Origin of the sequence: Paraburkholderia sejongensis, assembly GCF_020880815.1 — a bacterium.
Taxonomy (GTDB): domain Bacteria; phylum Pseudomonadota; class Gammaproteobacteria; order Burkholderiales; family Burkholderiaceae; genus Paraburkholderia; species Paraburkholderia sejongensis.
In genome coordinates this window covers 1-26,183 of the sequence record NZ_JAJITD010000006.1, presented here as the reverse complement: position 1 = coordinate 26,183, position 26,183 = coordinate 1, and the positions used below count along the sequence as shown (strand labels likewise).

Annotated in this window: 24 protein-coding genes, 1 tRNA gene and 1 riboswitch; of the genes, 9 read left to right on the top strand and 16 right to left on the bottom strand. The window is 61.9% G+C overall.

What is annotated here, in order from left to right; all coding sequences use genetic code 11:
- Nucleotides 1–54: 54 nt before the first annotated feature.
- The 7 genes from LJ656_RS13090 to coxB all read right to left on the bottom strand — a co-directional run bounded on the left by LJ656_RS13090 (nt 55) and on the right by coxB (nt 9,336).
- Complete coding sequence (locus LJ656_RS13090; protein ID WP_230509836.1) at nt 55–2,097, bottom strand: arabinofuranosidase catalytic domain-containing protein; 2,043 nt, start codon at nt 2,095–2,097, stop codon at nt 55–57.
- 544 nt (nt 2,098–2,641) lie between these two features.
- A complete protein-coding gene (locus LJ656_RS13085) occupies nt 2,642–3,340 on the bottom strand; it encodes a hypothetical protein (RefSeq protein ID WP_230509835.1) in 699 nt (232 codons plus the stop codon).
- A gap of 23 nt (nt 3,341–3,363) precedes the next feature.
- Nucleotides 3,364–4,128: a tetratricopeptide repeat protein gene (locus LJ656_RS13080; protein ID WP_230509834.1), complete on the bottom strand. Its 765-nt coding sequence runs from the start codon at nt 4,126–4,128 to the stop codon at nt 3,364–3,366.
- Nucleotides 4,129–4,368: 240 nt separating this feature from the next.
- Nucleotides 4,369–5,694: a ferredoxin reductase family protein gene (locus LJ656_RS13075; RefSeq protein WP_230509833.1), complete on the bottom strand. Its 1,326-nt coding sequence runs from the start codon at nt 5,692–5,694 to the stop codon at nt 4,369–4,371.
- A gap of 95 nt (nt 5,695–5,789) precedes the next feature.
- Nucleotides 5,790–6,125: a hypothetical protein gene (locus LJ656_RS13070; protein ID WP_075304705.1), complete on the bottom strand. Its 336-nt coding sequence runs from the start codon at nt 6,123–6,125 to the stop codon at nt 5,790–5,792.
- Nucleotides 6,122–8,659 carry a cytochrome c oxidase subunit I gene (ctaD, locus tag LJ656_RS13065; RefSeq protein ID WP_230509832.1) on the bottom strand — a complete coding sequence of 846 codons (2,538 nt, stop codon included), beginning with the start codon at nt 8,657–8,659 and terminating at the stop codon, nt 6,122–6,124. Before ctaD ends, LJ656_RS13070 begins: the two co-directional genes overlap by 4 nt.
- Nucleotides 8,656–9,336, bottom strand: coding sequence for a cytochrome c oxidase subunit II (gene coxB / locus LJ656_RS13060; RefSeq protein WP_230509831.1), 681 nt, complete (start codon nt 9,334–9,336; stop codon nt 8,656–8,658). The genes ctaD and coxB overlap by 4 nt, the downstream gene beginning before the upstream one ends.
- A gap of 57 nt (nt 9,337–9,393) precedes the next feature.
- Here coxB and LJ656_RS13055 point away from each other — a divergent pair, with 57 nt between their 5' ends.
- Nucleotides 9,394–9,912, top strand: a complete 519-nt coding sequence (locus LJ656_RS13055) for a DUF2231 domain-containing protein (protein ID WP_230509830.1) — start codon at nt 9,394–9,396, stop codon at nt 9,910–9,912.
- Here the strand turns inward: LJ656_RS13055 and LJ656_RS13050 are convergent.
- Both LJ656_RS13050 and LJ656_RS13045 read right to left on the bottom strand, forming a co-directional pair.
- Nucleotides 9,876–10,388: a HemJ family protein gene (locus LJ656_RS13050; protein ID WP_230509829.1), complete on the bottom strand. Its 513-nt coding sequence runs from the start codon at nt 10,386–10,388 to the stop codon at nt 9,876–9,878. The two genes, LJ656_RS13055 and LJ656_RS13050, sit on opposite strands and share 37 nt — an antisense overlap.
- Nucleotides 10,385–11,110: a cytochrome c oxidase assembly protein gene (locus LJ656_RS13045; protein ID WP_230509828.1), complete on the bottom strand. Its 726-nt coding sequence runs from the start codon at nt 11,108–11,110 to the stop codon at nt 10,385–10,387. The genes LJ656_RS13050 and LJ656_RS13045 overlap by 4 nt, the downstream gene beginning before the upstream one ends.
- Nucleotides 11,111–11,417: 307 nt before the next feature.
- Between LJ656_RS13045 and LJ656_RS13040 the strand changes: the two genes are divergently transcribed.
- The gene (locus tag LJ656_RS13040) at nt 11,418–11,570 is read left to right on the top strand and encodes a hypothetical protein (RefSeq protein ID WP_230509827.1); all 153 of its coding nucleotides are present in this window, start codon (nt 11,418–11,420) and stop codon (nt 11,568–11,570) included.
- Nucleotides 11,571–11,639: 69 nt separating this feature from the next.
- Here the strand turns inward: LJ656_RS13040 and yfcF are convergent, their stop codons facing one another.
- The 3 genes from yfcF to LJ656_RS13025 form a co-directional block, all read right to left on the bottom strand.
- Entirely contained in the window at nt 11,640–12,272 is a 633-nt protein-coding gene (gene yfcF / locus LJ656_RS13035) for a glutathione transferase (protein ID WP_230509826.1), read from the bottom strand.
- 90 nt (nt 12,273–12,362) lie between these two features.
- Entirely contained in the window at nt 12,363–12,785 is a 423-nt protein-coding gene (locus tag LJ656_RS13030; protein ID WP_230509825.1) for a hypothetical protein, read from the bottom strand.
- Nucleotides 12,782–13,993, bottom strand: coding sequence for a DUF6402 family protein (locus tag LJ656_RS13025; protein ID WP_230509824.1), 1,212 nt, complete (start codon nt 13,991–13,993; stop codon nt 12,782–12,784). Before LJ656_RS13025 ends, LJ656_RS13030 begins: the two co-directional genes overlap by 4 nt.
- Nucleotides 13,994–14,423: 430 nt before the next feature.
- Here LJ656_RS13025 and LJ656_RS13020 point away from each other — a divergent pair.
- Both LJ656_RS13020 and LJ656_RS13015 read left to right on the top strand, forming a co-directional pair.
- Nucleotides 14,424–14,508, top strand: a tRNA-Leu gene (locus LJ656_RS13020).
- Nucleotides 14,509–14,875: 367 nt separating this feature from the next.
- Nucleotides 14,876–14,977, top strand: a riboswitch (SAM-I-IV-variant riboswitch).
- Between the two features lie 43 nt (nt 14,978–15,020).
- Nucleotides 15,021–15,404, top strand: coding sequence for a hypothetical protein (locus LJ656_RS13015; protein ID WP_230509823.1), 384 nt, complete (start codon nt 15,021–15,023; stop codon nt 15,402–15,404).
- A gap of 76 nt (nt 15,405–15,480) precedes the next feature.
- On the opposite strand, the gene LJ656_RS13010 is transcribed toward LJ656_RS13015, so the two are convergent.
- From LJ656_RS13010 to LJ656_RS13000, 3 genes are read right to left on the bottom strand one after another with little or no spacing between them, the layout of a single operon-like run.
- A complete protein-coding gene (locus LJ656_RS13010) occupies nt 15,481–16,500 on the bottom strand; it encodes a D-cysteine desulfhydrase family protein (protein WP_230509822.1) in 1,020 nt (339 codons plus the stop codon).
- Nucleotides 16,501–16,548: 48 nt separating this feature from the next.
- Nucleotides 16,549–17,745: an aminotransferase class V-fold PLP-dependent enzyme gene (locus LJ656_RS13005; protein ID WP_230509821.1), complete on the bottom strand. Its 1,197-nt coding sequence runs from the start codon at nt 17,743–17,745 to the stop codon at nt 16,549–16,551.
- A gap of 46 nt (nt 17,746–17,791) precedes the next feature.
- A complete protein-coding gene (locus LJ656_RS13000; protein WP_230509820.1) occupies nt 17,792–19,087 on the bottom strand; it encodes an L-fuconate dehydratase in 1,296 nt (431 codons plus the stop codon).
- 167 nt (nt 19,088–19,254) lie between these two features.
- On the opposite strand from LJ656_RS13000, the gene LJ656_RS12995 reads away from it, so the two are divergent.
- The 5 genes from LJ656_RS12995 (at nt 19,255) to LJ656_RS12975 (ending at nt 25,923) form a co-directional block, all read left to right on the top strand.
- Complete coding sequence (locus LJ656_RS12995) at nt 19,255–20,016, top strand: GntR family transcriptional regulator (protein WP_230509819.1); 762 nt, start codon at nt 19,255–19,257, stop codon at nt 20,014–20,016.
- Between the two features lie 102 nt (nt 20,017–20,118).
- The gene (locus LJ656_RS12990; protein WP_230509818.1) at nt 20,119–21,630 is read left to right on the top strand and encodes a sugar ABC transporter ATP-binding protein; all 1,512 of its coding nucleotides are present in this window, start codon (nt 20,119–20,121) and stop codon (nt 21,628–21,630) included.
- A gap of 19 nt (nt 21,631–21,649) precedes the next feature.
- Nucleotides 21,650–22,684 carry an ABC transporter permease gene (locus LJ656_RS12985; RefSeq protein WP_230509817.1) on the top strand — a complete coding sequence of 345 codons (1,035 nt, stop codon included), beginning with the start codon at nt 21,650–21,652 and terminating at the stop codon, nt 22,682–22,684.
- Nucleotides 22,685–22,768: 84 nt separating this feature from the next.
- Nucleotides 22,769–23,710, top strand: a complete 942-nt coding sequence (locus tag LJ656_RS12980) for an ABC transporter substrate-binding protein (protein ID WP_230509816.1) — start codon at nt 22,769–22,771, stop codon at nt 23,708–23,710.
- A gap of 278 nt (nt 23,711–23,988) precedes the next feature.
- The gene (locus LJ656_RS12975) at nt 23,989–25,923 is read left to right on the top strand and encodes a putative bifunctional diguanylate cyclase/phosphodiesterase (protein ID WP_230509815.1); all 1,935 of its coding nucleotides are present in this window, start codon (nt 23,989–23,991) and stop codon (nt 25,921–25,923) included.
- A 164-nt stretch (nt 25,924–26,087) separates the two neighbouring features.
- Here LJ656_RS12975 and LJ656_RS12970 read toward each other — a convergent pair.
- Nucleotides 26,088–26,183, bottom strand: a 96-nt coding sequence (locus LJ656_RS12970; protein ID WP_230508854.1) for an IS3 family transposase, incomplete at its 5' end; no start/stop codon positions are given.

Genomic DNA, 26,183 nt, shown 5'->3' with positions numbered 1-26,183 from the left:
AACGTGTAATGCGTCAACGAATCGTCGATAGCGGCTCGCCGTTCATCGCGCTAATTAGTTCGACGCGGTCAGAATCGACAGGCTCGGGCAGTAGTGCGTCGCGCTCAGATACGCGGCTTGCTGCGCGCGCGCACCCGCGCTGCTCGAGGTCGGCGGATCGATAAAGACCTGCGCGTTCTTCGAGCCGGCCGGCGCGGTCAACGTCATCGTCACCTTCCACCAGTTGCCCGATTTCACTGCGCTCACCGAGGTGGCCTGACCGTTGCCCCAGGTGCCGCGCACGACCGCACCGGTGTTGGTGTTCAGCACCCAGCCGAATTCGGTGTTGCCCGGATCGTCGGTCTGGATCGAGCCGCCCGGGAAAACCGTCGCGTTGGTGGTGGCCAGCACGTAGTCGGTGAACGTATAGGTCTGACCGCCCTGCACGCGAATTACTTCGTGGATGTTCGACACAGCGGAACCATTGGTGCTCGTGACCGTGGCCGCGCCGCGTTCGATGCCGGAAATATCGGTGGCCGGTACCGCGGTGCCCCCGTTCGATTGCAGCCATGCATCCGGCGACGCCAGGCTTAGCGGCGAATCGATCAGGTTGTTCGCATAGCAGGTGGATGCCGCCGCGTTGCTCGGCGGTCCGTAGAAGCTGGCGATGCTCGCCTGGATCGCATTGTCGGTCGTGTCGGAAGTGGCCTTCGTGACGATCGCGCCTTCGAAGAACTGGATCGGCGCGGCACTCGCGTCGCCGCCTTCGCCGAGCGACAGACCGCCCTGCCATTGACCGTTGAATGCATGCCCCGCGTCGTTGAAGAAGTTCAACGCTTCCGGCGGTGCCTGGTTATAGAGCGAGGTCAGCACGCCTTGCGAAGCGGAGCCGCCTTTGACCACGAAAATGTTCTGCTGGCCGACCGGCGAGTACTTCGACAATACCGTGACGAACTTCTCGTTCGCCGGTTGCTGCGGACCGTACAGATACACGCCGGCCTCCGCGTCGACGCCCGGCCAATTTGTATTGGAGGCGGCGCAGACCGGATCCTTGACTTTCGGATCCTGACTCGAATTGCCGTCGCAATAGCCGAACACCGCTGCATTGCCGTTCGAGAACGCGAGTCCGAACATTTCGCCTTCCACTTCGCCGTGCGCATAAGTGCCCGGGTCCGCGCTGCTTTCCATGTTGCCGTACGTGCCGCAGCAGGTCGACGACTGGCTGTAGTGCGCGCCGGCCACCATGTACGCGGCGATTTCGGTGTCGCCGATCGACTGATTGACCGTACCGAAGCGCTTGCGATACGCCTGGCCGGCCAGCGTGCCGAGCGCCGGAATCTGCACGCCGTTGGTCGTCACGTACGACAGTTGGGCCGGCGTACCGCCGACCGCGGGCAGATCATTGCCGATCGTCAGTTGCTGGGTCGGCGCCTGCGCGGTCAACGCGGTCGGCGGCTGCAGCAGTTGCACGGTCAAGGTGCCGGACGTGCCGGGCAGCGTGATCGTCGCGAAGCCGTTGAGCACCGGCACGGTGGTCGTCTTCGACGCGCCCGCGCTGCCGTTCGGGACCGTCAGCGATTGCGTGCCGTCCGCATTGAGCGTCAGCGTCGCCGGCACGTTGCCGAATGCGCCGCCTTTTAGCGGCGCGACCAGATCGATCTGGTCGTAGATGTAGGTGACGGAGCAGGTCGTGTTATTGCAGAACGACGTCGTGCTATCCACATTGGCGGAGCCGATCAGCGAGCGATTGCCGCCTTTCAGTGTGCTCTGCGTGTACGGATAGACGTCCATCGTTTTCTGATCGGACGCGCGTTTGATCTGGAATAGCGGACCGCTGTAGTGGCTGGTCAGCAGGCGGGTCACGCTGTGCGCGGCCGAGCATGGCGTATTGGCCGTCGCGGCGGCGTCACAGGGTAGAGCGACGGTGTTCTTATCGGCCGAGTTGTTCTCCGGCGTGGCGTTCGCATTCGACTGCGATGCGCTACTCGCCGACGGCGAATTCGAACTCGCGGCATTCGCGACCGACGCCGCGGACACGCCGCTGCTATCCCCATTGCAGGCTGCAAGTCCGACGGCCATCGCCAGACAGGCAGCTATCAATCCAATTCTTCCGGACATCGTGACCTCCTCCTATGGAACCTCTGAGCGGGTTGAAATGCTTGGTTATGCCGATCGGGATGCAGAATCGTTTGCGGGTCGAACAGGTGTCTGCCGGCGAGGCCGCTAGCCGGCGGTGTTCCGGCCGGCTGCCGTGCTGCCAAACGTTTGGCAGGTAATAATATTAATCAACAATATCGATTTTGGCGGCTCGGTGTAATCCCTGGTGCCGTAATAATAAGATTGAAAGCTGGAGAATATGTGGCAAAAAAGGCTATTACAGGCTCCACGCTGTGAAAGAAATTATTACTAATGGTGGGATTTATGAATGCGGGATGAGCGTGCGCGTCGGAGTGGCCAATGCGAGGGGGGAAGGGAGGGCGTGAAGCGAGGGAGGAGGGAAGACGGACTCTCGGGTTACCGCTCGCGCTCGCAATGCAAGCCGCCGCGCATTGAAAAGGGGGCTGCCGCGTGCAGTCAGGTGGGCGGAGAAAAAGAGGGAAAAGCGCGGCGCGACATCTGCCAATCCAGTCGCGCCGAAAGTACTTGAATCGCGGTCGCCGTTTCAATTACCGGAAAGAACCTTGTCCTCGACTGCATAGCGTTCATTGCCGATCGAAATCAGATTCACACCGGCGTTTTTCTGCGTCAACGTATTGCCCGGCATCGGCTGCGCGTTTGCGCTCGCAGCGGTGCCAATTACCCGGCCATTGGCGCCGAACAAGATTGCGCGGGTAGTGCCATCGAGCCAGTAGACGAGCAGCGTCGCCGAATGATCGTCGTGACGCACGATGCCGAATTTGCACATCGTCTTCGTTTGTCCGCCGCCGCGTTCGCAGGGCAATGTACCGGTCGACGTGAACGGCGATTGATCGCGCGGCGCGAGTTTATTCCGCTGCGCGGCGGCGCCCCCCTCGGTCGAAATCGAAATGAGCGTGACGCCATCCGCTGCGCCGACGACACGCGCGCGCCGCTGCTTGAGGATTGCCCGGGCGGCAGCGCTATTCGCAGGTCCTGGGCAACCGACCAGCATCGCCATATGGTCGAGATAGTTCGCGGTGGCGGCCGATTCACCGAGCCGCCGGCATGCATCGCCCGCATGCGGATAGCCGTCGCCTAGCACCACGAACGACCCGGGCCACGCAAACTGCGCGGACGTGCCGGCCACGGTTGCAGCGCAGACCGCCGTACTCAAGGTCAACGCGATCGCGGCCGAAGCGGCGCCGAACCGTACCGCGGCAAAGGATCTGGTTGCTGGTCTCATCGCAGCGCTCCCGCTATCGCTGTTCATCTTCCCACGCCGCTTGCCAACGCGGCCTGTGCGCGCTGCAACCACTCGCGATTATGTTCGCGCGCATGACGCGGCCAATGTTTGGCATCCTGAACGATCTCCGCATACAGGCTGCCGGCGTGGCGCCGGTCCTCGGCGTCCGCTTGCGCGGCGAGCCAGTCGGCGAACAGGCAGCGCGGCGCGACGTCGTTCGCGCAGGTCAGTGCCTGCTCGAACGCCGCGCGTGTGCCCGGCGCATTCAACGCGGCGAGCGTGCGCGCATACAGCAGCGCGGGCTCGCCTTGATTACGCTCCTGCGGATTGACGGAGAAGAGCTTCTCCAGCGTCGTATTGGCGGCGGGGTAGTCGCCTATCGCGAACTGCGAGCGCGCGAGACCGAGCAGCAGCGCGGGATCGGTCGCGAACGGGCCATTGGCCGCGGCCTGGAACTGTTCGAGCGCTTCGCGCGGATTGCCGGCCGCGAGCAACGCATCGCCGAGCCGCAGCCGATGCTGCACGGTCGGTGCGCGATCGAAATCGGCGCGCGCTTCGCGCAGCGCGCGATTCGGATCGACGAACTGGCTAATGGCCTGAGTGGCCGCGCGGGCGCCGCGCGAATGGCGCAGGCTCGGCAGATAGACCGCGAACAGATACACGACGCTGCCCAGTAACGGAAACACAAACAGAATGAACAGCCAATACATGCCCTGATTAGTACGCACCGCATGGATTGCGAAATAGATTGCGACAAGGACGTGCAGACCAATTCCAAAATAGGACATATCGATTCAACCTTCGAGCTTGAGGACACACATGCCGGATGGCGGCTGCGCCAGATTCGCAGCCAGTGTATTACAGCGGTTGCTATGCCCGCTCCTGACGACACATGCAAAGCTAATGCAATGCATCGACCCGCAAGTACGCAAATAGCAGCGACAGCGCGACGACGATTACGCCGGTCGCCACTACGAGTCGATTGGCCAGTAGTCGACGCATCGCGGGTCTCCTGATGAGAATAGACGCTAGACGAAGCTGTAGCGTTCGGAATGGTAGCGGATACGCGGCACTTTCAGGTCGGCCAGCGCGGATTCGATCGCATCCATCATCGGGTCCGGTCCGCAAATGAAATATTCGTGATGCGCGTATTCGGGCGGCAAATGACGCCGCAAAATGCCCGCGTCGATGCGCCCGCTCTCGCCGGTCCACCCTGGCGGCGGATCGGATAGCACATAGACGATCTTAAGCGGCAAGCGCGTTTGCAGTGCTTCGAGTTCCTCGCGAAACGTCAACGAATCCCAGCTCTTGCCGCCGTACAGCAGCACCAGCGGGCGCTGGTCGCCGCGATCGGCGAGTGTGCGGATCATGCTCATCATCGGCGTAATGCCGATGCCGCCCGCGATCAGAACGTGCATGTCGGTCGGGTGGCCGATCGTGAACGCGCCGTACGGGCCGTCGAGATAAACACGCTGGCCGGCCTCGATCGTTTTGACCTTACTGGTGAAGTCGCCGAGGTTGCGGATCGTCATTTCGACGCGGCCATCGGCCGCATCCGCGCTCGACGAAAACGAGAACGGATGCCCAGTAATCCTGAACGGACTGCCCCATACGGTGAGCCAGCCGAATTGGCCGGGCGTGAAGCGAAAGCCCGCATGGCCGTCGGGCTGCATCACGAGGGTCGTGGTGTCGCCGCGTTCGGCGCGCACTTCGGCAATCCGGTATGGATGCCTGAGCATGAACAGCGGTTTGAACAGGCGCACGTAAAGCAGCAGCGCGATCCAGAACAGCGTCATGCAGATCCACAGCATGCGCTTGAGCGGGTCGGTCAGATAGAAGCCCCAGCCGATCATATGCAGCACGCCGCCGAAGATCGCGGCCAGCGCGAGCACGATATGCGACAGATGCCAGAGCTCGTACGGAATCCGCAGCTGCTTGCGCCACAGCGCGGTAATCACCAGCAAGATCAGCGATCCAATCGACAGGAATGCGAACCACGCGCCCCACGGCACGTCGAGCAGCGAATCGGGCATCGCGACCTTATCGGAGCGGATCGCGAACAGAATCAGTGGATGCACGACGACGAGGCTCACTGCGAGCAGCGAGATGCGTCGATGGAAGTGGTAGATCACGTCCTCGCCCCACGGCTCGGTGACGTGGCGAAATCGCGCGGTGAGGCCGAATTGCAGCCCCATCATTGCAAGGCCGGAATAGCCGAGCGCGACCGAGAACTCGGTGCCGAAATTGCGTGCGGGCGGCAAGGTGCCGGTGAGCAATGCGAACAGCGGCGCGAGAATGAACAGCAGATAGATCGCGGACCAGATCGCCTTGCGCGCCAGATCGTGAGACTGCATCCGTGCTTCTCCGTATCGGGTTGTGGGGGCCAACAGGCGGGCGCATTAGCGTGCGGCGTCGAACCGCCAGCGGCGGCACGGCTTACCGATTGTGTCTAAACACAGGTGGTGAGCAGCAATGCGGGGCCGAACGTGAGGACCGTCGCGACCAGCGCCGCGATCAGGGTCCAGACGACGACGGTATGCATGAACGAGCTGATGCGCTCGGGTCCGGGGTCGCGCGTGGCCGCGCGATAGCGCCATAGCCAGCCGATCGCCAGCAGATGCAGCAGCAGGATGATCGCCAGACTCGCGCGCAGCGGTCCGCTCGGCCAAGCGAACGCACAGCCGATCGCGTGCAGCGCGTAGAGCACCACGAACGCGACGCACCAGATCGTGAAGCCGACGGCGAGCCACCACAAACGCCGCGGCGAAAGCGGCCGCGCGTTCATGGCTTCGCTCCGAGCATCGCGACGAGACTGGGCAGCGCGAGCACGAGGCCGAGCGCAATGATGCCGGTCGCCAGCGTGTAGTCGGTCCACAGGCGCGTGAGGCGCAGGTCTGTCAGGCGTCGCGCGGAAATGAAGCCCGCGTTCAGACGCAGCACGTTGCTGATCACGAACAGCAGCCCGGCGCCCGCATGAATCGCGATGTAGGCCAGCAACGCGGCAGCGGTCGCGCCGAGTGCGTGTTCGCGCGGATTCGGCGTGACGCCGGCGATCAACATCACGGCCGCTGCGAGCGCGGCGATCAATGCGAGCGCGGTCAGCCCGAGCGTGCCGTACGGTTTGCGTTCGGCCGCCGCGGCACGCAGTGAAGCACGCGTCGCCATCGCGGCCACGGCCAGCGCGATCACCGCGACCAGCGCGAGCAGCTTGCTCGGCTGCGGCGTGGTTGCGGCCGGCCAGTTCGGCGCGGCGATCCACAGATAGAAGGTGCCGAAGATCAGCGACGTGAACAGCGTGCCGTTCGCGACCAGTGCACAGATCAGCGACAGCCACGACGGCGAGCCGGCCACTTCGGTATGCGGCGGCACGCTCACGCCGCGGCCGACCGGCAACGCGCCGTAGTCGCGCGAAAGTCCCGCATTCTGCCCCGCGTAAATGAACAGAGCAAAAGTGACCGCCGCAAACGCGGCCGACGGCAGATAGAACTTGAATAACATCGACAGCACCGCCGCGCAGGTGACGATCGCGGTGACGAGCGGCAGATAGGTGGGCTTTGGCAATACGATCAGTTGATCCGGCTCGCCGGAGGTCATATGCACGCCGAGCGCTTCCTGCCAGCCGTTGCGGGTGAAGCCGAGATAGCCTTCGCCGCGCGCCAGTTGCGCAGCAAGCTGGCCCGGCGCGATTGCTTCGGTCTGCGTATCGATGCGCGGGATCGACGCGAACGCGTACGGCGTCGGCGGAATCGGCATTGCCCACTCAAGCGTGGTGGAGTCCCACGGATTGCGCCGCACGCGCTGACCGAAACGCACCTGCACGATGATGTCGATCACGACCAGCGCGAAGCCGATCGTCATCACGAAACTGCCCACCGACGACAGCAGATTGAGCCAGTTCCAGCCTTCGTCGCCGCTATAGGTGAACACCCGGCGCGGCATGCCGAGCAGGCCGGTCAGGTGCATCATGAAAAACGTCATGTTGAAGCCGATGAACACCAGCCAGAACGCCGGCACCGACAGCTTGTGCACGGCGGTGCGTCCGGTCAGCAGCGGCAGCCAGTAATAGAACGCCGCGAGCATCGGAAACGCGAGCGCGCCGGCCACCACGTAGTGCATGTGCGCGACGACGAAGTAGGTGTCGTGCGCCTGCCAGTCGAACGGCACGATCGCGAGCATCACGCCGGTCAGGCCGCCGCACGTGAAGACGAAGAAGAAGCCGAAGATGTACAGCATCGGCACGTCCCAGCGCGGCCTGCCGTGCGAGAGCGTGGCCAGCCATGCAAAGAACTGGATGGCGGTCGGCACCGAGACGATCGCCGAGCCGGCCGAGAAGAACGCGAGCGCGAGATGCGGAATGCCCACTGTGAACATGTGGTGCACCCAGATGCCGAAGCTCAGAAACGCGAGCGCGATGATCGCGACGACGATCGCGCGATAGCCGATCAGGCGGCGGCGCGCGAACACCGGAATCATCGTGGACAGCACGCCGGCCATCGGCAGGAAGATGATGTACACGTCGGGATGGCCGAACAGCCAGAACAGATGCTGCCACAGCAATGGATCGCCGCCACGCGTCGGGTCGAAGAACGGCAGGTTGAATGCGCGTTCCACTTCGAGCAGGATCGAGCCGAGGATCAGCGGCGGGAACGCGACGATCATCATCATCGCGGTCACGAGGATGTACCACGCGAAGATAGGCATGCGGTCGAGCGACATGCCCGGCGCGCGCATCTTCAGGATCGACACGACGATTTCCATCGCGAGCGACAGCGCCGAAATCTCGACGAAGGTGATGCCGAGCAGCCACACGTCGGCGTTCAGGCCGGGCGAGTAGACGTTCGAACTCAGCGGCGTGTACATGAACCAGCCGCCGTCGGGCGCGCTGCGCAGAATCAGCGACACGGTCAGAATAGTGCCGCCGAACAGATAGCACCAGTAGCCGTACGCGGTGAGGCGCGGAAATGCGAAGTCGCGCGTGCCGAGGATTTTCGGCGTCAGGTACACCGCGAAACTTTCGACCATCGGGATCGCAAATAGAAACAGCATCATCGACCCATGCATCGTAAAGACCTGGTTGTAGGTCTCGACGTCCATGAACGCGGCGTGCGGAGTGGCGAGCTGCACGCGGGTGAGCATGCCGAGAATCCCGGCGATCGCGAAGAACACGAACGACGTGATCATCATGCGCATGCCGATCACCGTGTGATTGACCGACGCGAATTTTTGCACGCCGGGCCCGGTGGCCCAGATCGCGGCGAGCTGACGATGCAGCCGCAGTGCGTTGAGGCCCTGCGATTGCGGCTCGACGGGCACACTCATTTCTTCATCTCCCCGGTGGCGGCGGCGTTTCTGACGGCGGCGGCAAAGTCTTCCGGACGATCGACGATCACCGTGAAGCGCATTTGCGCGTGACCGATACCGCAAAACTCGTTGCATTGCCCAAAGTACTGGCCCGGCTGATCGGCCTGAATGCGCAGCAGATTGTGATGGCCGGGCACCGCATCGATCTTGCCTGCGAAGCGCGGAATCCAGAATGCGTGCACCACGTCGCGACTGGTGACCGCGATGTCGACCGGCGTGCCGGCCGGCAGATGCAATACGTTCCCGGTTTCGACGTTGCCCTGGTCCGGGTAGCGGAAAGTCCAGTGCCATTGCTGCGCGATCGCTTCGATGCGCGCCGGCGCATGCGCGCGCAGCGGCAGCAGCAACTCGCCCGCATACAGCGCGTAACAGATCAGCGGGATCAGGATCACGGCGGGCAGCACGAGGCCGCCGAGCACGATCCAGCGCGCGGGAGAAACGCGCGAGCCCCAGCCGGGACGGAACACCGTGAGCAGAAACAGCGCCAGCACCAGCGCGAACAGGATCGCCGAGCCGGCCAGCATCACCCACCAGAGCCCGGCGATCGACGCCGCCGCGGGGCCGGACGGATCCAGCGTCGACAGCGGCCCCGCGCAACCGGACAACGCCGCGAGCGATCCCGCTTGGAGCGCCACGCGCCAGCCACTATGATGTTTGGCAGGCCTACACACTCGACCTGGAGAGAATCGATCATGGCGAAGCAGGACAACTCCGAGACTGGCTCGACGGAGAAAAGCGAAGTGTTGCTGGAGCTGTTGCGGCTCGACAAGGGCTCGGCGGTCGCGCTGGTCGGCCACCCGATTCACGTGATGATGGTGCATTTCCCGATCGCGTTCGTCGTCGCAACGCTGGGCGTCGACGTGCTGTACTGGTGGACGGGCGATCCGTTCTGGGTGCGCGCCGGTGTGTGGGCTGCCGGTTTCGCGTTCTGGAGCGGAGTCGGCGCAAGCGTGGTCGGCACCGCGGAATTGCTGCTGGTGCGCGGGATTCGGCTGAAGGAAGCGAGCTGGTCGCACGCAGTCGCCGCGATGACGCTCGTCGCGCTCGCGGGCGCGAACTGGGGCGTGCGTATTCTGTACCCCGAACAGATTCTGCCGCACGGACTCGTGCTGTCGCTGCTCGCCTCGGTGATGACGGGCTTCGCCGGCTGGCATGGGGGCAAGCTCGTATTCGATCATGGCGTGGGGATTCTGGTTTCGCCGAAGGAGTGATGCAGCCAGCGGCCAAGTCCGCCGGGTTCGAACAGATGCGGCGCGAACAGGTTCGAATCGATATGCGGCTTGGCCAGCACGATCCAGATGATCGCGACGATCACGACCAGATAGGCAACCGTCAACGCGATCGCCGAGCCGCGGTTGAAGCGGCCGCCGGGTAGATACAGGTCGTGCAGCACGAGGCCGGCGAGCACATGCAGCATCGCCATGATGCCCACGAACACCATCTTTGCGGTGAACCATTCGACGAAAGTCGCTTGCAGGAAGATCAGCACGGTGCCGCTGGCGATCGCGACGAACGCGGCGGGAGAAGTCAGCTCCACGAACACGAGTCGCGTGATCCGATGCAGCCGGTCGAGTTCGCTGCCGGCCGCGAGTCCGCGGCGCTGCCAGAACAGATACGGCAACACGATCAGTCCTCCCGACCAGATCGCGATCGCGGCCAGATGAATGAATTTGAGCAGCGTCGTCACAGCGCGGGCTCCCTGACGCGCAGGCTCGACCAGACCAGCGAGAGTCCGGCGGCGAGATAAGGGATCATCGCGAGCACCCACATCAACAGGCCGGCGAGCTGCTGGTCCGCGAGCGGCGTGAGTCCCCACGCGGCGGTGGTCCCGAAATGCGCGACATAGAGCGGCACCGGCGCGAATACGATCAGCGCGCCGAGCAGACCCATATGGCCGATCGTCGCGACGAGCGCGACCAGCGCCGGTCCGGTCGGCAATGTCGGCGAGAAGATGTTGCGCCACATCAGCCATGCGCTACCCAGCAACGACAGTTGCATCAGCCAGTAGCCAGGCACGCTCGACAATCCCCACGCATACGGTCCTGGCGCGTGCCAGAGCCAGATGACGACCGCGTGCGCGGCGACCACCGGAACGAGTGGCGGATAGCCAAGACGCGATAGAGGAAACGCGAGCGCGAGGAGCGGCGCGACCGCCGCGATCAGAATGATGTGATGGGTGACGCGCGCGGAAAAGAGCGCCGACGACAGCGCGCACAGCGGCGACACGAACACGATCGCCATCAGCGCGAGTGCCGCCCAGCCGGCTCTCGGGTTGGCGGCGCGGCCGCTCGCCAGAACCAAGGCGATGGCCGCCAGCGCCGCGAGCAACCACAGGTCCATGTTCCAGCGTAACCACACGCTGTCAGGGACAGCTGCGGGACCGCAATAGGCGACTGCAAAAGATGGCATGGCGCGATATCTTTAGCTTTACCCAGATTTTCCTTCGACTGCGATAAAGAGTGCGAAGAGGCGCCTGGGGAATTGTCGGGATGGCTGACGATTTAAGCGAGCGCTCGCGTACTGTAGCGCAAATAAACTGTCTGGGACAGCTATCTGGGTTGAATGGCCGTGGATTTAACAAATGAAGAGAGAATTGTCACGGCAGGCCTACATTATTGAAAGCCGCGTTGAGCGGATAAGTGCGATGGTGGGGGCGCAGTACTTACGATTAATCGGCCCGGGGTAAGATGACCGAAATCCCTGACGGAGGACTTCGATGTATCACGATCCAATTCAGATTCCGGCAATGATCGAATTGACGTTGCTCGCGTTCGTGCTGATCGTCGTCAGCATCGTCCGGGTGCGTCAGCAAAGGGAGCGGGCGCGCAACCGGGCCAATCTCAATGGCGGGAACGGCAAAGGGAAATAACCGGCGGACGCAATGCCCTTTTTTTTAGTTGTTCCTTTCATCGCTTTGCCAATGCGTCCGTAAATTCGCTTAAAGAGGCGGGCGCGCGAGTTCGAGCCACTTCTGCACGCCAGGCCGCCGCCATTGGTGAGCGGCATAGTCTTTCAGTTTTTGCGGTACTGCATCGCCATTCAGTACGAGGCGATTGAGCATCAATGCGAGATCGGTATCGGCAATACACCATGCGCCGAAAAGATTCAGCGAATCGGCGGGTAACAATGCGTCGGCGACGGCGAAAAGTTTTTGCGCGGCGGCGTGCGCGGTCGCGGACAGCGGCGCGCGGTGCGAGCCACAGAACACGACTTCAGTGGAACGCTCCTCGCGGATCGGCAGCAGGTCGCTGCGCAGCCACGCCTGGACTTGGCGCGCTCGCGCGCGAAGGCGCCGGTCCTGCGGATAGACGGGAGTATCGGGAAACGTCTCGTCGAGGTACTCGGTGATCGCCGACGACTCGGATAACGCGAAGCCGTCGTGAACCAGCGTCGGCACGCGACGGGTCAACGAGGTAGCCGCGTAGCCGGGGGCGTGGTTCGCGTTGTTTGCGAGGTCGACAGTCGAGAGTTCGAACGGTAGCTGCTTCTCGTGCAGCGTGACGAATACCGACATCGCGTAGGGACTTGCGAATTGGACGTCGGTGTAGAGGTGGAGGGTGGCTGCGGGCAAAGGGGGGCTCCTTGGGTGCGGTGTTGGCGGTGGGCTATGCGTCATGTGTATCCGGTGTGCGTCACGGCTTGCACAGCGGCCGGATTGCTTTCAGTTTAGCCCAGACCGCGCCGCCAGGAGCCTGTCCCAAAACGACGGCGGCAACGAAATATCCGAGCCGTCGCCAGCTTCGCCGCCTCGTGAAAAGTTAACTGAAGGCTTGATATAGCGCGGCGTTGGCTCACCGGAGTAAAAGCCCGCAGACCAGAAGAGGTCGGGAACGGGTGTGACGAAGGTATGTTCCGCCAGGAGTCTGCCGTTGCTTGCATCGAATAACCGGCCAACGTACTTGGCGTTGCCGCTTCGAAAAGACTGGACTTCCAGCAGGCAGCGCTCGGCTGTGTAGATTCCGTCGGGCGATGAGGATTTTTCGCAATCCGTGCCGTGTGGCGTTCGGGAAACGAAGACGAAATAGAGCGCGCCGATGGTGGCGAGTCCGATGAGCGTGATGATGCGGGAACGGAGGAGCGTCATAGGTACAGTGTGATCGGTGGCACGAGAGGAACGAACCTACGGTCAGTGAAGATGACAAAATCGCCGCCGCGCTGGTGCCTGATTTGCCACTGTCTGAAATCGCTGTTGTGTATCGGGTAGTGGACTTTGCCCGCGATGACCGGGTCGCCGATGGTAACGGGCGAGTCTACGTATGGGATGTAGGTGGAAGTAGCGGCAATGCCGTCCAGCGGGATCACAATTACCCCGCTGCTACTCCAGTGACCAAGATACTGGGACCGCTGTCCGTGCTTGTCTGTGAACGTGTAAGCATCTTTCACATAGACCCATATTCCCGTGACTTCAGCGATTCGTGCGTTGCTCCGCCTCACTCCATTGACGATGTCACTAGAGAAACGGACATGGCCCACGGCCGCATAGAACACGAACGATCCAAGCGCGGCAGTAAGATCATCTGGAACTCCATAGTTGTTGTTCGCTGCCGTCAACTGAAGGCCGATTTTTTCGGCGAGCGTGCCGTCGACTTCGGCCCTCTGGAACTGGAAGAGCGTGTGTAATCGTTCTGGATCGCTCCCGCAGATGTTGGTGGTAAAAAGGTCGCCTCCATCCTTGTAGGGGATAAGTACGTCGCGAAGAGCTCTCCGGGCATTGTCCGATCGGATCGCTTGCTTCAGTAAATAATCGTATTTTCTTTTGGCACGTCCAAACTTAAGCACCCAGTCCAGCTTCACTAAATCTGTCTCGTACATGTCTGGCGGATACGGGTGGCCATCCTGATTGACTTTCGCCCGTTCGTCAGCGTCGGTCGGCGAGTAGTTCAAACGGCCGGCAAACCATCGTTCCATCAGCCTGGCCCCGACCGGCATCATCTCTTTGCGCATCGCGCCTGGGATTTCCTGGATGTCGAACGGCGGTACTGACTTGTCTACCGGTGGTGGAGAGGAGGCGTTAGGCGACCTTGGCGGAGTGGGCGTATCTAGCCAGACCTTGAATCGAGAGAAAGCGTTAGCGACTTTCTCTATGTCGTCGAGCATCTTGATCGCAGGGGCAGGCTTGGGTCGCTTCGCTGCGGGCGCAGCTGGAGAGGCCTCCGGTTCAGGTTCCTTTGGCGGTGCCGGTGGGGCCTTGTCCATCGACAAACCGGCTTCACGCACGATGCGAGCGCCATCCTTTTCTTTCCAACGCCATATCAGTTTGTTGATTTTGTAATAGGAGAGTTCGTTAGCCATATTTGTCGGGTGCAGTCATTAGATCGGACACTGTGGATTGCTCCAGGGCGTCCGGGGTTGAGGGATGTGTCTCCAGCGTTCCCTTAATATCCGGTAACCCCACCAGAAGACAATCGGACTGATCCTAAGAGCGGGCACAATCGAATGGCGGACCTTCCGACACGCTCGTGGCCCGCGATAGCGACACCCATCACCCGGTGCATCCTCTGGCGACTCAACCACCCACGCCCCAGAAAAACCGCATAGGGGCTTCAAAAAAATAATTTAGCTGCTACAATGGCGCCCCTCTGCCCAAGTGACGAAGTTAGCGACTCTCTATCTAAGGGTGTATGTACCTGCCTCCGGTGCATATAGAAAGCCAGTCTTGATGTGCAGCGGAGCTTGATTCGCAGGCTTCAAACGAAGCTCGGGTCACAAATTGAAGTGCAGTGCCGACGTGGTGAAATTGGTAGACACGCTATCTTGAGGGGGTAGTGGCGAAAGCTGTGCGAGTTCGAGTCTCGCCGTCGGCACCAAAGATGTTCTGGCAGTACGACCTCTCTCAAGAGGCTCCGAACGGTAAGCGGACACTATCCGCGAGTTCGTTGCCCTCCCTCTCGCGGATCTCCACATTCCGCGTCTGCAAGATTTTCTCCAATCGACGTACCCGTCTCTCATCCTTGGCTTGTCCCGAGCGCATGAGCGTCAACCTGTCGTCTTTGTACGTTCCGTTTGCCCCCCGGCATCGCATGCGCAACCAATGCGCAACCCGCGCGTGGAGACGCGGTTCACGGCACTGTCCGGGCCGCCACCAACGACGCATTCCCCGCTTTCCAGCAACCGCTTGCCCGGTCCGGCGTTTTCGGTATAATGGAGCCTCGTTCGAGATATCGAACACACGAAGTTATGCATCCAGAGTCGGTTATCCGACGCCAACCTGCCCTCCCGGGCAAGGTGGAAGCCTTAAGGCGATGCGGCCGATTGTCGGCAACGAAACGGGAGCGGCCTCGCCGGCACCGGTTCGCTAAACACTGATCCGGAGCCCACTATGCGCGAAGCTACCTCTGCCTTCTCCCCATCCGTCTGTAAAGACTGGTCGAACCTGCTTCCCGGTTTCACGCTGACGCACACGGTTCATCTCGTATCGGGCGTCAATCTCGGCATCGTCTCGTCCGCGGCGGCCGTACTCGAACGCGAAACCGTGGTAGTGGACCGTTGGCTCGTCACCCGCCACGGCGACGTTCTCGAACAAAAAATCGTTCTCGGCGAAATGACCGAACAGCAGGCGCTCCGCCTGCGCGAACAACTCGCCGCGCTCGACGGCGTATTGCGCACGAGGATCGAGCATCATTTCGTTCGCGCCGCCGCGCCGCAACTGACTCGCCCCGCGCCCCGGCGATCTGCCGCGCCGCACTGCGCACGAACTGCGTAATACTGCGCAACGCCGCCGGGATTCAAAACATTCAAAACATTCAAAACATTCAGGACATTCAGAACATTCAGAGCATTCAGAATGCGCTGCGATAGGCAAACAGTCCCGGAAGTCCGCCGCTCATTACAAAGAGAACGTTTTGTCCGGCGGCATACTTTCCGGTCCTGACGTTTTCCACCAGCCCCGCGAATGCTTTGCCGCTGTACACCGGATCGAGCAGCAGACCTTCGGTCGATGCCAGCAGGCGCACCGCCGCCCGCATGCTGTCGGTCGGAATCCCGTAGCCGGGCCCAAGCTGCGTTTCGTCGATCGATATCGCCTCTTCCGGCACGCGAAGCGCGGAATCGATCAGCTGGAGCGTCTGATTCGCTTTGTCGAGCGTGGCGGCGTGTGCGTGAGCGGCATCGCCGTACACGGTGAATGCGGCGACGCGCGCCGACTCAATACCCAGAGCGACAAAACCCGCGACCAGTCCCGCATGCATGCCGCCGCTGCCGTTCGGCACGACGATGCGATCGAAAGACAACTGCTGGGCGCGCGCTTGCGCGGCGATTTCGGCCGCGCAGTCCGCATAGCCGAGGCAGCCGACCGGACTCGAACCGCCGAGCGGACAGACATAGACGTTGCGCCCTTGCGCGCGCAATTCGTCGGCCCGCTGTTCGGCGAATTGCAGTGCGTTGGCGGAGCCGGGCAGATCGTGCACGCGCGCGTCGAACAGCGCATCGAGCAGCACGTTGCCGTTCTCCAGATAATCGTGATCGGAACGCGGGACGGTGCGCGTCAGCACCAGCTCGCATTGGAGTCCTACGCGCGCGGCCGCGGCCGCGGTGAGTCGCGCATGGTTCGATTGCCGCGCGCCGACCGTGATGATCGTGTCCGCGCCGCGCGCCAGTGCTTCGCCGATCAGGAATTCGAGCTTGCGCAGTTTGTTGCCGCCGCCGCCGAGCCCGGTCAGATCTTCCCGTTTGACGTAAATGTCCGCGCCGCCCAAGCGTGCGCTCAGACGCGACAGATGTTGAATCGGCGTCGGGCCTTCGAGAAGAACATGACGGGGAAACTTCGAGAGTTCGAGAGCAGTTGACGGAGCGGAAATCATGAGCGGTTGCAATCGGTCGGGTTGAAAAAGGCGCCGAGCGATATAGGCTCAATGCGCCAACGTGCGGATTCCAGCCAGTAATCTATCAATTTCCGCGTCGGTGGTCAGATAGCTGACCGATGCCCGTGCGATCTGCGTGAGTCCGCGGCTCGTCATATCGAACGGCGTGTAGGCGACGCCATTGCTGCCGATCGTAATGCCTTGCGCCGCCAATGCGCGCCGCACTGAAAGCGCGTCCAGCCCGGCGACATTGAACGACACCAGGCCGGAACGTTCGACGCCCTGATCGAGTACCGACACCCCGGGAATCTCGGCCAGCTGTGCTCGCAGACGATTAGCGATCCGATCGATTTGCCCGCGAATGTTGTTGACGCCGATTTCGAGTGCTTCATGCAGCGCATTCGCAAGGCCGCAGTGGAGCGCAAGCGATGCTTCTGAGGACTCGAGACACTGGGCGTCGTTGCGCAGCACCGGTTCGCCATGGGCATCGAGTGGTGCGGAATGAGTATCGACGAAGGCCGGCGCGAGGCGCGCGAGAAAGTCCTGTCTTACGTACAGCAGGCCGGTGCCGCGCGGGCCGCGCAGGGCTTTGCGTCCCACGCCGGCCAGGACGTCGCAGCCGAGCGCGGCCACGTCGACCGGCACCTGACCGACGGCCTGCGCCGCATCGATGAAATACGGAATGTGGTGGCGGCGCGCGATTTGCCCGATCGCCGCGGCGGGATTGATCAGTCCGCCGTTGGCCGGCAGCCAGGTCAGTGCGATCAGGCGCACGCGTTCATCGAGCATCGCTTCGAGCGCGTGCGGATCGACCCGGCCGGTCGAGTCGGACGGAATCACTTCGATCGTTGCGCCCGCCCGTTGCGCGACGTGCCGCATCGTCGCAAGATTGCCGCCCCATTCATGCCGCGCCACCAGAATGCGTTCGCCCGCGCGCCATGGACCCAGTGCCGCGAAGGCCGCGCCCCAGCCGGCCGAATTGCCGGTCGTCAACGCAATTTCGGATGGCTGCGCGTTCAATAGCCGTGCGGCGAGTGAGCGTGTGCGTTCGGTTTGCGCCGCTGCCGCCGCGCCCGCTTCCATCGGCCCGAGCGACGCTTCGCGCAATAGATGCGCGTGAATCGCCTCGACCGTCGCGCTCGACGGCAATGAAGAGCCGGCATGATTGAAGTGCGTAGTACTGCGTACACCGGCTATGCTTTCGCGCAATGCATCGATCGCGGCGGCGGACAACGGAGAAGGCATTGCGGCTCCGGAATGAATTAGAGAGATGTCGACGCGCGTCCCGCGCTCACTTTTGCCACGCGGCGCCGTTCGGGAACCAGTGGCGGTCCAGCGATTCCTCGAGCATTTCGATACTGTATCCGGGCCTTTGCGGCGGCATGTAATGGCCGTTGCGAATCACGACCGGATCGACGAAATGCTCGTGCAGATGGTCGACGTATTCGAGTACGCGATTTTCCAGCGAGCCCGACACGCAAATATAGTCGAACAGCGAAATATGCTGTACGTACTCACACAAACCGACACCGCCCGCGTGCGGGCAGACCGGCACGCCGAACTTCGCGGCCATCAGCAGCACGACGATCACTTCGTTGAGCCCGCCGAGCCGGCAACTGTCGATCTGGCAGAAATCGATCGCCTCGGCCTGCAGCAACTGTTTGAACATCACCCGGTTATGGCAATGCTCGCCGGTCGCGACGCCGATCGAGCCGAGTCGCTTGCGGATTGCCGCGTGGCCGAGAATGTCGTCGGGGCTGGTCGGCTCCTCGATCCACCACGGGTCGAACTCGGCAAGCCGGCGCATGTTCGCGATCGCTTCATCGACATCCCACACCTGATTGGCGTCCATCATCAGCTTCAGGTTTTCGCCGATCTCCTCGCGTAAAATGCGCGCGCGCCGTACATCCTCGTCGAGATCGGCGCCGACCTTCTGCTTGAAATGAGTCCAGCCCTGCGCGACGCCTTCGCGCGCGAGCCGGCGAATCTTGTCATCGTCGTAACCGAGCCAGCCGGCGGAAGTCGTGTAAGCCGGATAGCCGTGCGCGAGCATTTCCTTTTCCCGCTCGCCCTTGGTTTTCGCATGACGATGCAGCATCGCGAGCGCTTCCTGCGGCGTGATCGCATCGGTCACGTAGCGAAAGTCCAGACAGCGCACCAGTTCTTCCGGACTCATGTCGACGAGCAGTTTCCACACCGGCTTACCGGCCGCTTTCGCCCACAGATCCCACACCGCGTTGACGACCGCCGCGGTGGCCAGATGAATCGCGCCTTTGTCCGGCCCGATCCAGCGTAGTTGGCTATCCGAAGTAAATGCCCGCCAGAATGCGCCCATATTCGCGGCGATATCTTCGAGCTTTTTGCCGACGATCAGCGGCGTCAGTGCATTCACGGCGGTCACGCAGATCTCGTTGCCGCGCCCGATCGTAAAGGTCAGGCCGTGCCCGGTCAGTTCGGGTGTGTCGGTTTCGAGCGTGACATAGGTGGCGGAGTAGTCCGGCGCGGCATTCATTGCGTCGGAACCGTCGAGAGAACGCGAGGTGGGAAACCGGATGTCCCGAACGGACAGCCTTGTGATCGTAGTCATGTGCACCCTCCGGGGCGATGAATGGCTAGCGGCGCTCGCCTGCGGGAGCAGACGGATCGGCTTTACGTGCACTGTCGCGCACGCGGTTCAGTTCTATTTCTCACGCACGGATACCAGGGAATACCAGGCACTTGTACGCGTTGACAACTCGTGATCCGCTTTCTAGCATGCTAGCATGTTGTCTCAAAATCAAGGCCTCCGTGAATTCCTCAGCCGAACTGGAGCATCCCGCCACCGATCCTTATGCGGCACTGCAAAAGGTCAAGGGCGGCGAGCGTGGCAGCTTGACCGACGCGGTCGAGGCGGCGTTGCGGGAAGCGATCGTTACGCTGGCGTTGGAGCCCGGCATGATGATCGACAAGCTGGCCGTATGCGAACGAATGGGCGTGTCGCGTTTCCCGGTGTCGTCCGCGTTGGCGAAGCTCGCGCATGCGGGTCTCGTGGAGGTTTTGCCGCAGCGCGGCACGCGGGTCAAACCGATCGCACTCGACGACATTCGTCAGCACCTGTTTATTCGCAGCGCGCTGGAAGTCGAAACCGTGCGCGGCGTCGCGCGCCTGCATGACCGCGCGACACTCGATGCCCTGGCCAGCAATCTCGACCAGCAGCGCAGTCTGGCGGGCAGCGGCGAACGGCTAGCGTTTCATGCGCTCGATCTGGCATTTCACGAAATCCTGCTCGACGCGGTCAAGCTGCCGCGCGTAAAGGAAATCGTCACGGTGTCGCGCAATGCGCTGGACCGCGCGAGGCAATTGCTGGCAAGTCCCGAACGGCTCGTGCATACGCTGGAAGAGCACGAGAACATCTTCAAGGCGCTGGCCGCCGGCGACGCCGAGTCGGCCGCGAAAGCGATGCACGATCATCTCGACCAGGTGGTCGCGGAATTGCACCGCTCCGCGAAAAACAGGCCGGACCTGTTCGAGCCTTGAAAGAAAGCGCGGTGACAGCCGCGTCGCAAGTCGCATTTGAAGTCGTTTGCAGGTCACAGTTAAAAGCACTGGTGATAAAGGCAGCCGTCGACAGATCCGCACATGAACCCACTCATATCCGTTAATAAGCTTTGCAAGAGCTTTCCGGGCGTTAGAGCGCTTCACAACGTCCAGTTCGAACTGATGGCCGGCGAGATCCACGCTCTGATGGGCGAGAACGGCGCGGGCAAGTCGACGCTGATGAAGATTCTCGCCGGCGTTTATACGCGCGATTCGGGCGAGATCCTCTACGACGGCAAGCCGGTCGATTTCCAGGGGCCGCGCGATGCGCAGGCCGTCGGGATCGGCATCATTCATCAGGAACTGCAACTGATGAATCATCTGAGCGTCGCACAGAACATCTTTATTGGCCGCGAACCGCGCAAGCATTTCGGACTGCTGCTCGACGAAGACAAACTCAATGCACAGGCGCGCGAAATTCTTAGCCGCATGCACGTGAATCTCGATCCGCGCACGACGGTCGGCTCGCTGACGGTGGCGAGCCAGCAGATGGTCGAGATCGCCAAGGCGCTGTCGTTCGATTCGCGCGTTCTGATCATGGACGAGCCGACTTCCGCGCTCAACGATGCCGAGATCGCCGAACTGTTCCGCATCATCCGCCAACTGAAAGAGCGCGGCGTGGGCGTCGTCTATATCTCGCACAAGATGGATGAGCTCAAGCAGATCACGGATCGCGTGACGGTAATGCGCGACGGCGAATACGTGGCGACAGTGCCGACCGAAAGCACCAGTGTCGAAACGATCATCGGCATGATGGTCGGACGCGCGCTGTCCGACTTCACGCCGGAGCAACGCGCGCCGGGGCAGGGCGCGCTCGCGCTCGAAGTAAAGAATCTGGTCGCAGGTCCGCTGGTGCGCAACGTCAGTTTCCAATTGCGGCAGGGCGAAATACTCGGCTTTGCCGGCTTGATGGGCGCGGGTCGCACCGAGGTCGCGCGCGCGGTGTTCGGCGCCGATCCAGTCGAAGCCGGCGAGATCTTCGTGAAAGGCGCGAAAGCGTCGATTAAGAAACCGAGCGATGCGGTCAAACGCGGGATCGGTTACCTGTCCGAAGATCGCAAACGCTTCGGTCTGGCCACCGGGATGGACGTCGAATCGAACATCGTGATGTCCGATCTCGGCAAGTTCCTGTCGTTCAATATGTTTCTGCGCCGCGGCCAGATCCGCAAACGCGCTCAGCACTTCATCAAACTGCTCGCGATCCGCACGCCGTCCGCCACTCAACCGGTGCGGCTGCTGTCCGGCGGCAATCAGCAAAAGATCGTGATCGCGAAATGGCTCGAACGCGATTGCGACGTGTTGTTCTTCGACGAACCGACGCGCGGCATCGACGTCGGCGCGAAAAGCGAAATCTACAAGCTGTTGCGCTCGCTGGCCGAGCAAGGCAAGGCGATCGTGATGATCTCGTCGGAGCTGCCCGAAATTCTGCGTATGAGCGATCGAATCGTGGTGATGTGCGAGGGCCGCATTACCGGCGAGTTATCCGCCGGCGAAGCGACCCAGGAGCGCATCATGCATCTCGCGACGCAGCGCGAATCCCTGAAAACGGCTTAAGCCTGACGAGGTTCAAGACATGACACTGCAAACGGATACGGCGGCGCTCGAGAATGAACGCCGGACTTCCAGCCTGAAGGCCCGCATCTTCGCGCCGACCGCGCTGCAAAAGATGCTTGCGTTCGCGAGTCTGATTCTGCTGCTGGTGTTTTTCAGCTTCGCGTCGCCCGCCTTCATGCAGATGGACAACATCCTCGGCATTCTGCAGGCGACCGCGGTCAACGGCGTGCTGGCGATTGCCGCGACCTTCGTGATCATTACCGGCGGGATCGATCTGTCGGTCGGCACGCTGATGACGTTCACCGCGGTGATCTGCGGCGTGTTTCTCACTTATTGGCATTTGCCGATGTGGGCCGGGATACTCGCGGCGATCGCGACCGGCGCCGTGTGCGGGACGGTCTCGGGCACGCTGACCGCGAAAATGAAGATTCCGCCGTTCATAGCGACGCTCGGCATGATGATGTTGCTCAAAGGTCTTTCGCTGGTCGTCTCGTCGGACAAGCCGATCTATTTCACCGACACCGAGAACTTCTACCGCATTTCGCAGGACTCGTTGATCGGCTATTTCCTGCCGAGCGTGCCGATTCCGAATGCGGTGCTGATCCTGTTCTTTCTCGCGATCCTGAGTTCTATTACGCTCAATCGCACCGCGCTGGGCCGCTATACGTTCGCACTCGGCAGCAATGAAGAAGCGGTGCGGCTCTCGGGCGTCAATGTCGATCGCTGGAAGATCGCGATTTACGGCGTGGGCGGCGCGATTTGCGGGATCGCCGGTCTGCTGATCGCGTCGCGGCTGAACTCCGCGCAGCCGGCGCTCGGCCAGGGCTACGAGCTCGATGCGATCGCGGCGGTGGTGATCGGCGGCACTTCTCTGAGCGGCGGCGCGGGCACGATTCTCGGCACGATCATCGGCGCGTTCATCATGAGCGTGCTGACCAATGGACTTCGCATCATGTCGGTCGCGCAGGAGTGGCAGATCGTCGTCACCGGTCTGATCATCATTCTGGCGGTCTATGCGGACATCTTGCGGCGCAGCCGCAGCCGCGCAGGCTGACGCGGGAAAAACAGAGCAACAGAAAAGGGAGCCCGCGCAGGCTCCCTCAAATGGCTTGATAGCCCATCCATAGGAGGAGGCCCCATGTTGAAGAGAAGACTAATCGGTATCGCGGTCGGTGTCGGCGCGTTGGTTGGCGGAAGCGGTCTCGCATATGCGGACGAGCCGTATATTCCGCTGATTTCGAAGGGCTTCCAGCATCAGTTCTGGCAGGCCGTCAAAGCCGGCGCCGAGCAGTCGGCGAAGGCGAACAACGTGCGGATCACGTTCGAGGGACCGGAAACGGAAGCGATGGTCGACAAGCAGATCGATATGCTGTCGGCTGCGCTCGCGAAAAAGCCGCAGGCGCTCGGCATTGCCGCGCTCGACACCAAGGCCGCGATTCCGCTGCTCAAGCGCGCGCAGAACGACAAGATTCCGGTAATCGCGTTCGACTCGGGCGTCGATAGCGATATTCCGCTGACCACCTGCACGACCGACAACGTCGCGGCCGCCGCGCTTGCCGCCGACAAGATGGCCGAGCTGATCGGCAATGCGGGCGAAGTCGGCGTGATCGTGCACGACCAGACGAGCCGCACCGGCGTCGACCGGCGTGAAGGTTTCGTCAATCAGATGAAGTCGAAGCATCCGAACGTCAAGGTCGTGTCGGTGCAATACGGCGCCGGCGACCATCTGAAGTCGGCGGAAATCGCCAAGGCGATGATTCAGGCCAATCCGAATCTGAAGGGCATCTTCGGTGCGAACGAAGGTTCGGTGGATGGCGCGGCGATCGGCGTGAAGGAGTCGGGCAAGAAACTCGTACTGATCGGCTTCGACTCCGGCAAGGAACAGAAGGAAAACATCCGCTCGGGCCTGCAGGCCGGCGCAATCACGCAAAATCCGGTCGGCATCGGCAAGTGCACGGTCGATTCCGCAGTGAAGGCGCTGCATGGCGAGAAGCTGCCGAAGAAGATCGACACGGGCTTCTTCTGGTACGACAAGACCAATATGACCGACCCGAAGATCGCCGCGGTACTGTACGACTAAGCGGTTCGCATGCCTCGCTCGCGAGGCACGGCAGCGCGTTTCGTCACAAGAGGAAGAGCCTGGCTCTTCCTCTTTTTTTGCACGCTCGCCGCGTCCGCCGCGCTGCGTGCACGGGGCCACGCGCAGGAACCGAATAGAGCACTGTTTTAAACAGACGTATGTAATTATGACCTGCGGCGATTGCGCGAATTGATCTGGTATTTTACATTCTCGTAATCGCTCAAACGCACGGCGACCCACGTCCGGGTTCGACCCACTAACCGCTAAATGCGCAGGTCATGGCCTTTACTGAACCAAGGTCTCCATTTTTCAAGTGGGTGGTGTCTTCCGCTCAGAACCTGAGTCCGGATAACCGGCAGGTTCTGCTTGCCAATCTGTTTACGCGTACCGCGTCGATCGTCTTTGCGTCAATCTGCGAACTCAGCGTTTGCGCGACCGCTTTCTATCTCTACCCGATTCCGCTTTATGCCGCGTGGGGCATTGCCGTCGTCGCGTTGCTGATTGCACGGCTCGCGCTGATCTGGCTATGCCGCACGCGTGCCGCGCAAGGCCGGCCCACGCCGACCTCGGCATTTCTGTTCGCGAGTTTGCTATGGAGCGTGCTATTCGGGTTTGGCACGTTACTGTGCAATATCAGCGGAAATCCCACGCTTTTTCTGCTCGGAAACGTTTGCGCGGTCGGAGTAATCGGTGGATTGGCCGGACGCAATGCGGGCACGCCGCGGCTCGCGTTATTGCAGATCGTCTTTATTCTAAGTCTTCTGAGTGTCGGCGCGGCCATGTCGCCGGGCAACGGCAAGCTCGTGTTGCTGTTTCAGGCGCCGTTTTGCGCAGCCGGCTTTTTTACGGTCGCGTTGCGCAGCAATCGCGATACCGTGGCGTTGCTGCGCGCGCGCGAAAACAGTCATCGGCTGGCGCGCCAGGATAGTCTGACCGGCTTGCCGAACCGCGCGCGCATCAGCGAACTGTTGTTCGAACGCACCGGCAACGATTCGACGCGCGAGGGTCAGCCGTTCGCGGTGCTGCTGATCGATCTGGACGGCTTCAAGGCGATCAACGACAGCCTCGGTCATGCGGCCGGCGACCAGATTCTTCAGGAAGCGGCGAACCGGTTGCGCGAATTGCTGCCGGGCGACGATCAGGTCGGCCGTCTCGCGGGCGACGAGTTCGTCGCGATCGCGGACGGCGCCGCCGAGGAGCGCGACGTGCGGGTATTGGCCGAGCGCATCGTCAGAGTACTGGCGCGGCCCTTCGTGTTGAGCGAGGCGCTCGTGCATATCGGCGCGAGCGTAGGCGTCGCGCTATATCCGCAGCATGCGAAGAGCGGGCCGCAATTGCTGATTTGCGCGGACCGTGCGCTGTATGCGGTCAAGCGCAACGGCAAGAGCGCGTTCGTGGTGTTCGATGCCGAAAAGCACGTGTCCGACGAGAGCCTCAGTCTGCTGCGCAGCGATCTGGAAGGCGCGCTGAAGTCGTTCAGCGGACTGCGCATCGAGTATCAGGCGATCGTCGACCTCGCCAGCGGCGCGGTGTCGGGCCGTGAAGCACTGCTGCGCTGGAATCATCCGACGCGCGGTGAGCTGTCGCCGTCCGCGTTTATTCCGACCGCCGAGCGCACCGGGCTGATCCTCGCATTGGGCGAATGGGTATTGCTGCAGGCGTGCATGGAGGCGGCGACGTGGCGCGACAAGGTGATCGTCGCGGTCAACGTGTCGCCGGTGCAGTTGCGCGAGGAGTCGTTTGCGTCGACGGTGACGGCTATCCTGCGCAAGACGCGGCTTTCGCCGATGCGGCTCAATCTCGAAGTAACCGAAACCGCGCTGCTGAACGACGACGAAGTGACCCGTCGCAACATCATGCGCTTGCGCGCGTTGGGCATTGGCCTTGCGCTCGACGATTTCGGCACTGGCTTTTCGACGATGTCGACGCTGGTGCGTTTCTCGTTCGACAAGCTGAAGATCGACAGTTCGTTCGTCAGGGAAGCATTGCATCGACGCGAATCGGCGGCAGTGGTGCGAGGGATCGTCGCGCTCGCGCGCGAGATTGGCATGCCGACCACGGCCGAAGGGATCGAAACCCAGGAGCAACTGAACTTCGTGCGGGTGTGCGGCTGCACGCATGCGCAGGGCTATCTGCTGGGCAAGCCGATGTGCAGCGATGAAATCGAGCGCAATGACGCCGTGGTCGATGTGCCGGTCGCCTACAGAAGCTGACGCGCGAGTGTCCGCATTCCTCGCGGCGCCACGCAGTGATGCCAGTCATGTTATCGAGGTCGCGATGTCGTCTGCGCTGCAATTTCAACTCCGTATTACCGCCTTGACAGAGCTGGCGAAATCATTGCGCGCGGATCGGGGATGCGGCTAAAATCCTGGACTGGTTATGCCACGATTCCAAGACTTTCCCGGTATTCGAGTGGGCTCAGGGAGCCGAGCGAGACCTTGATCCGAGTTGCGTTGTACCAGCGAATATACGA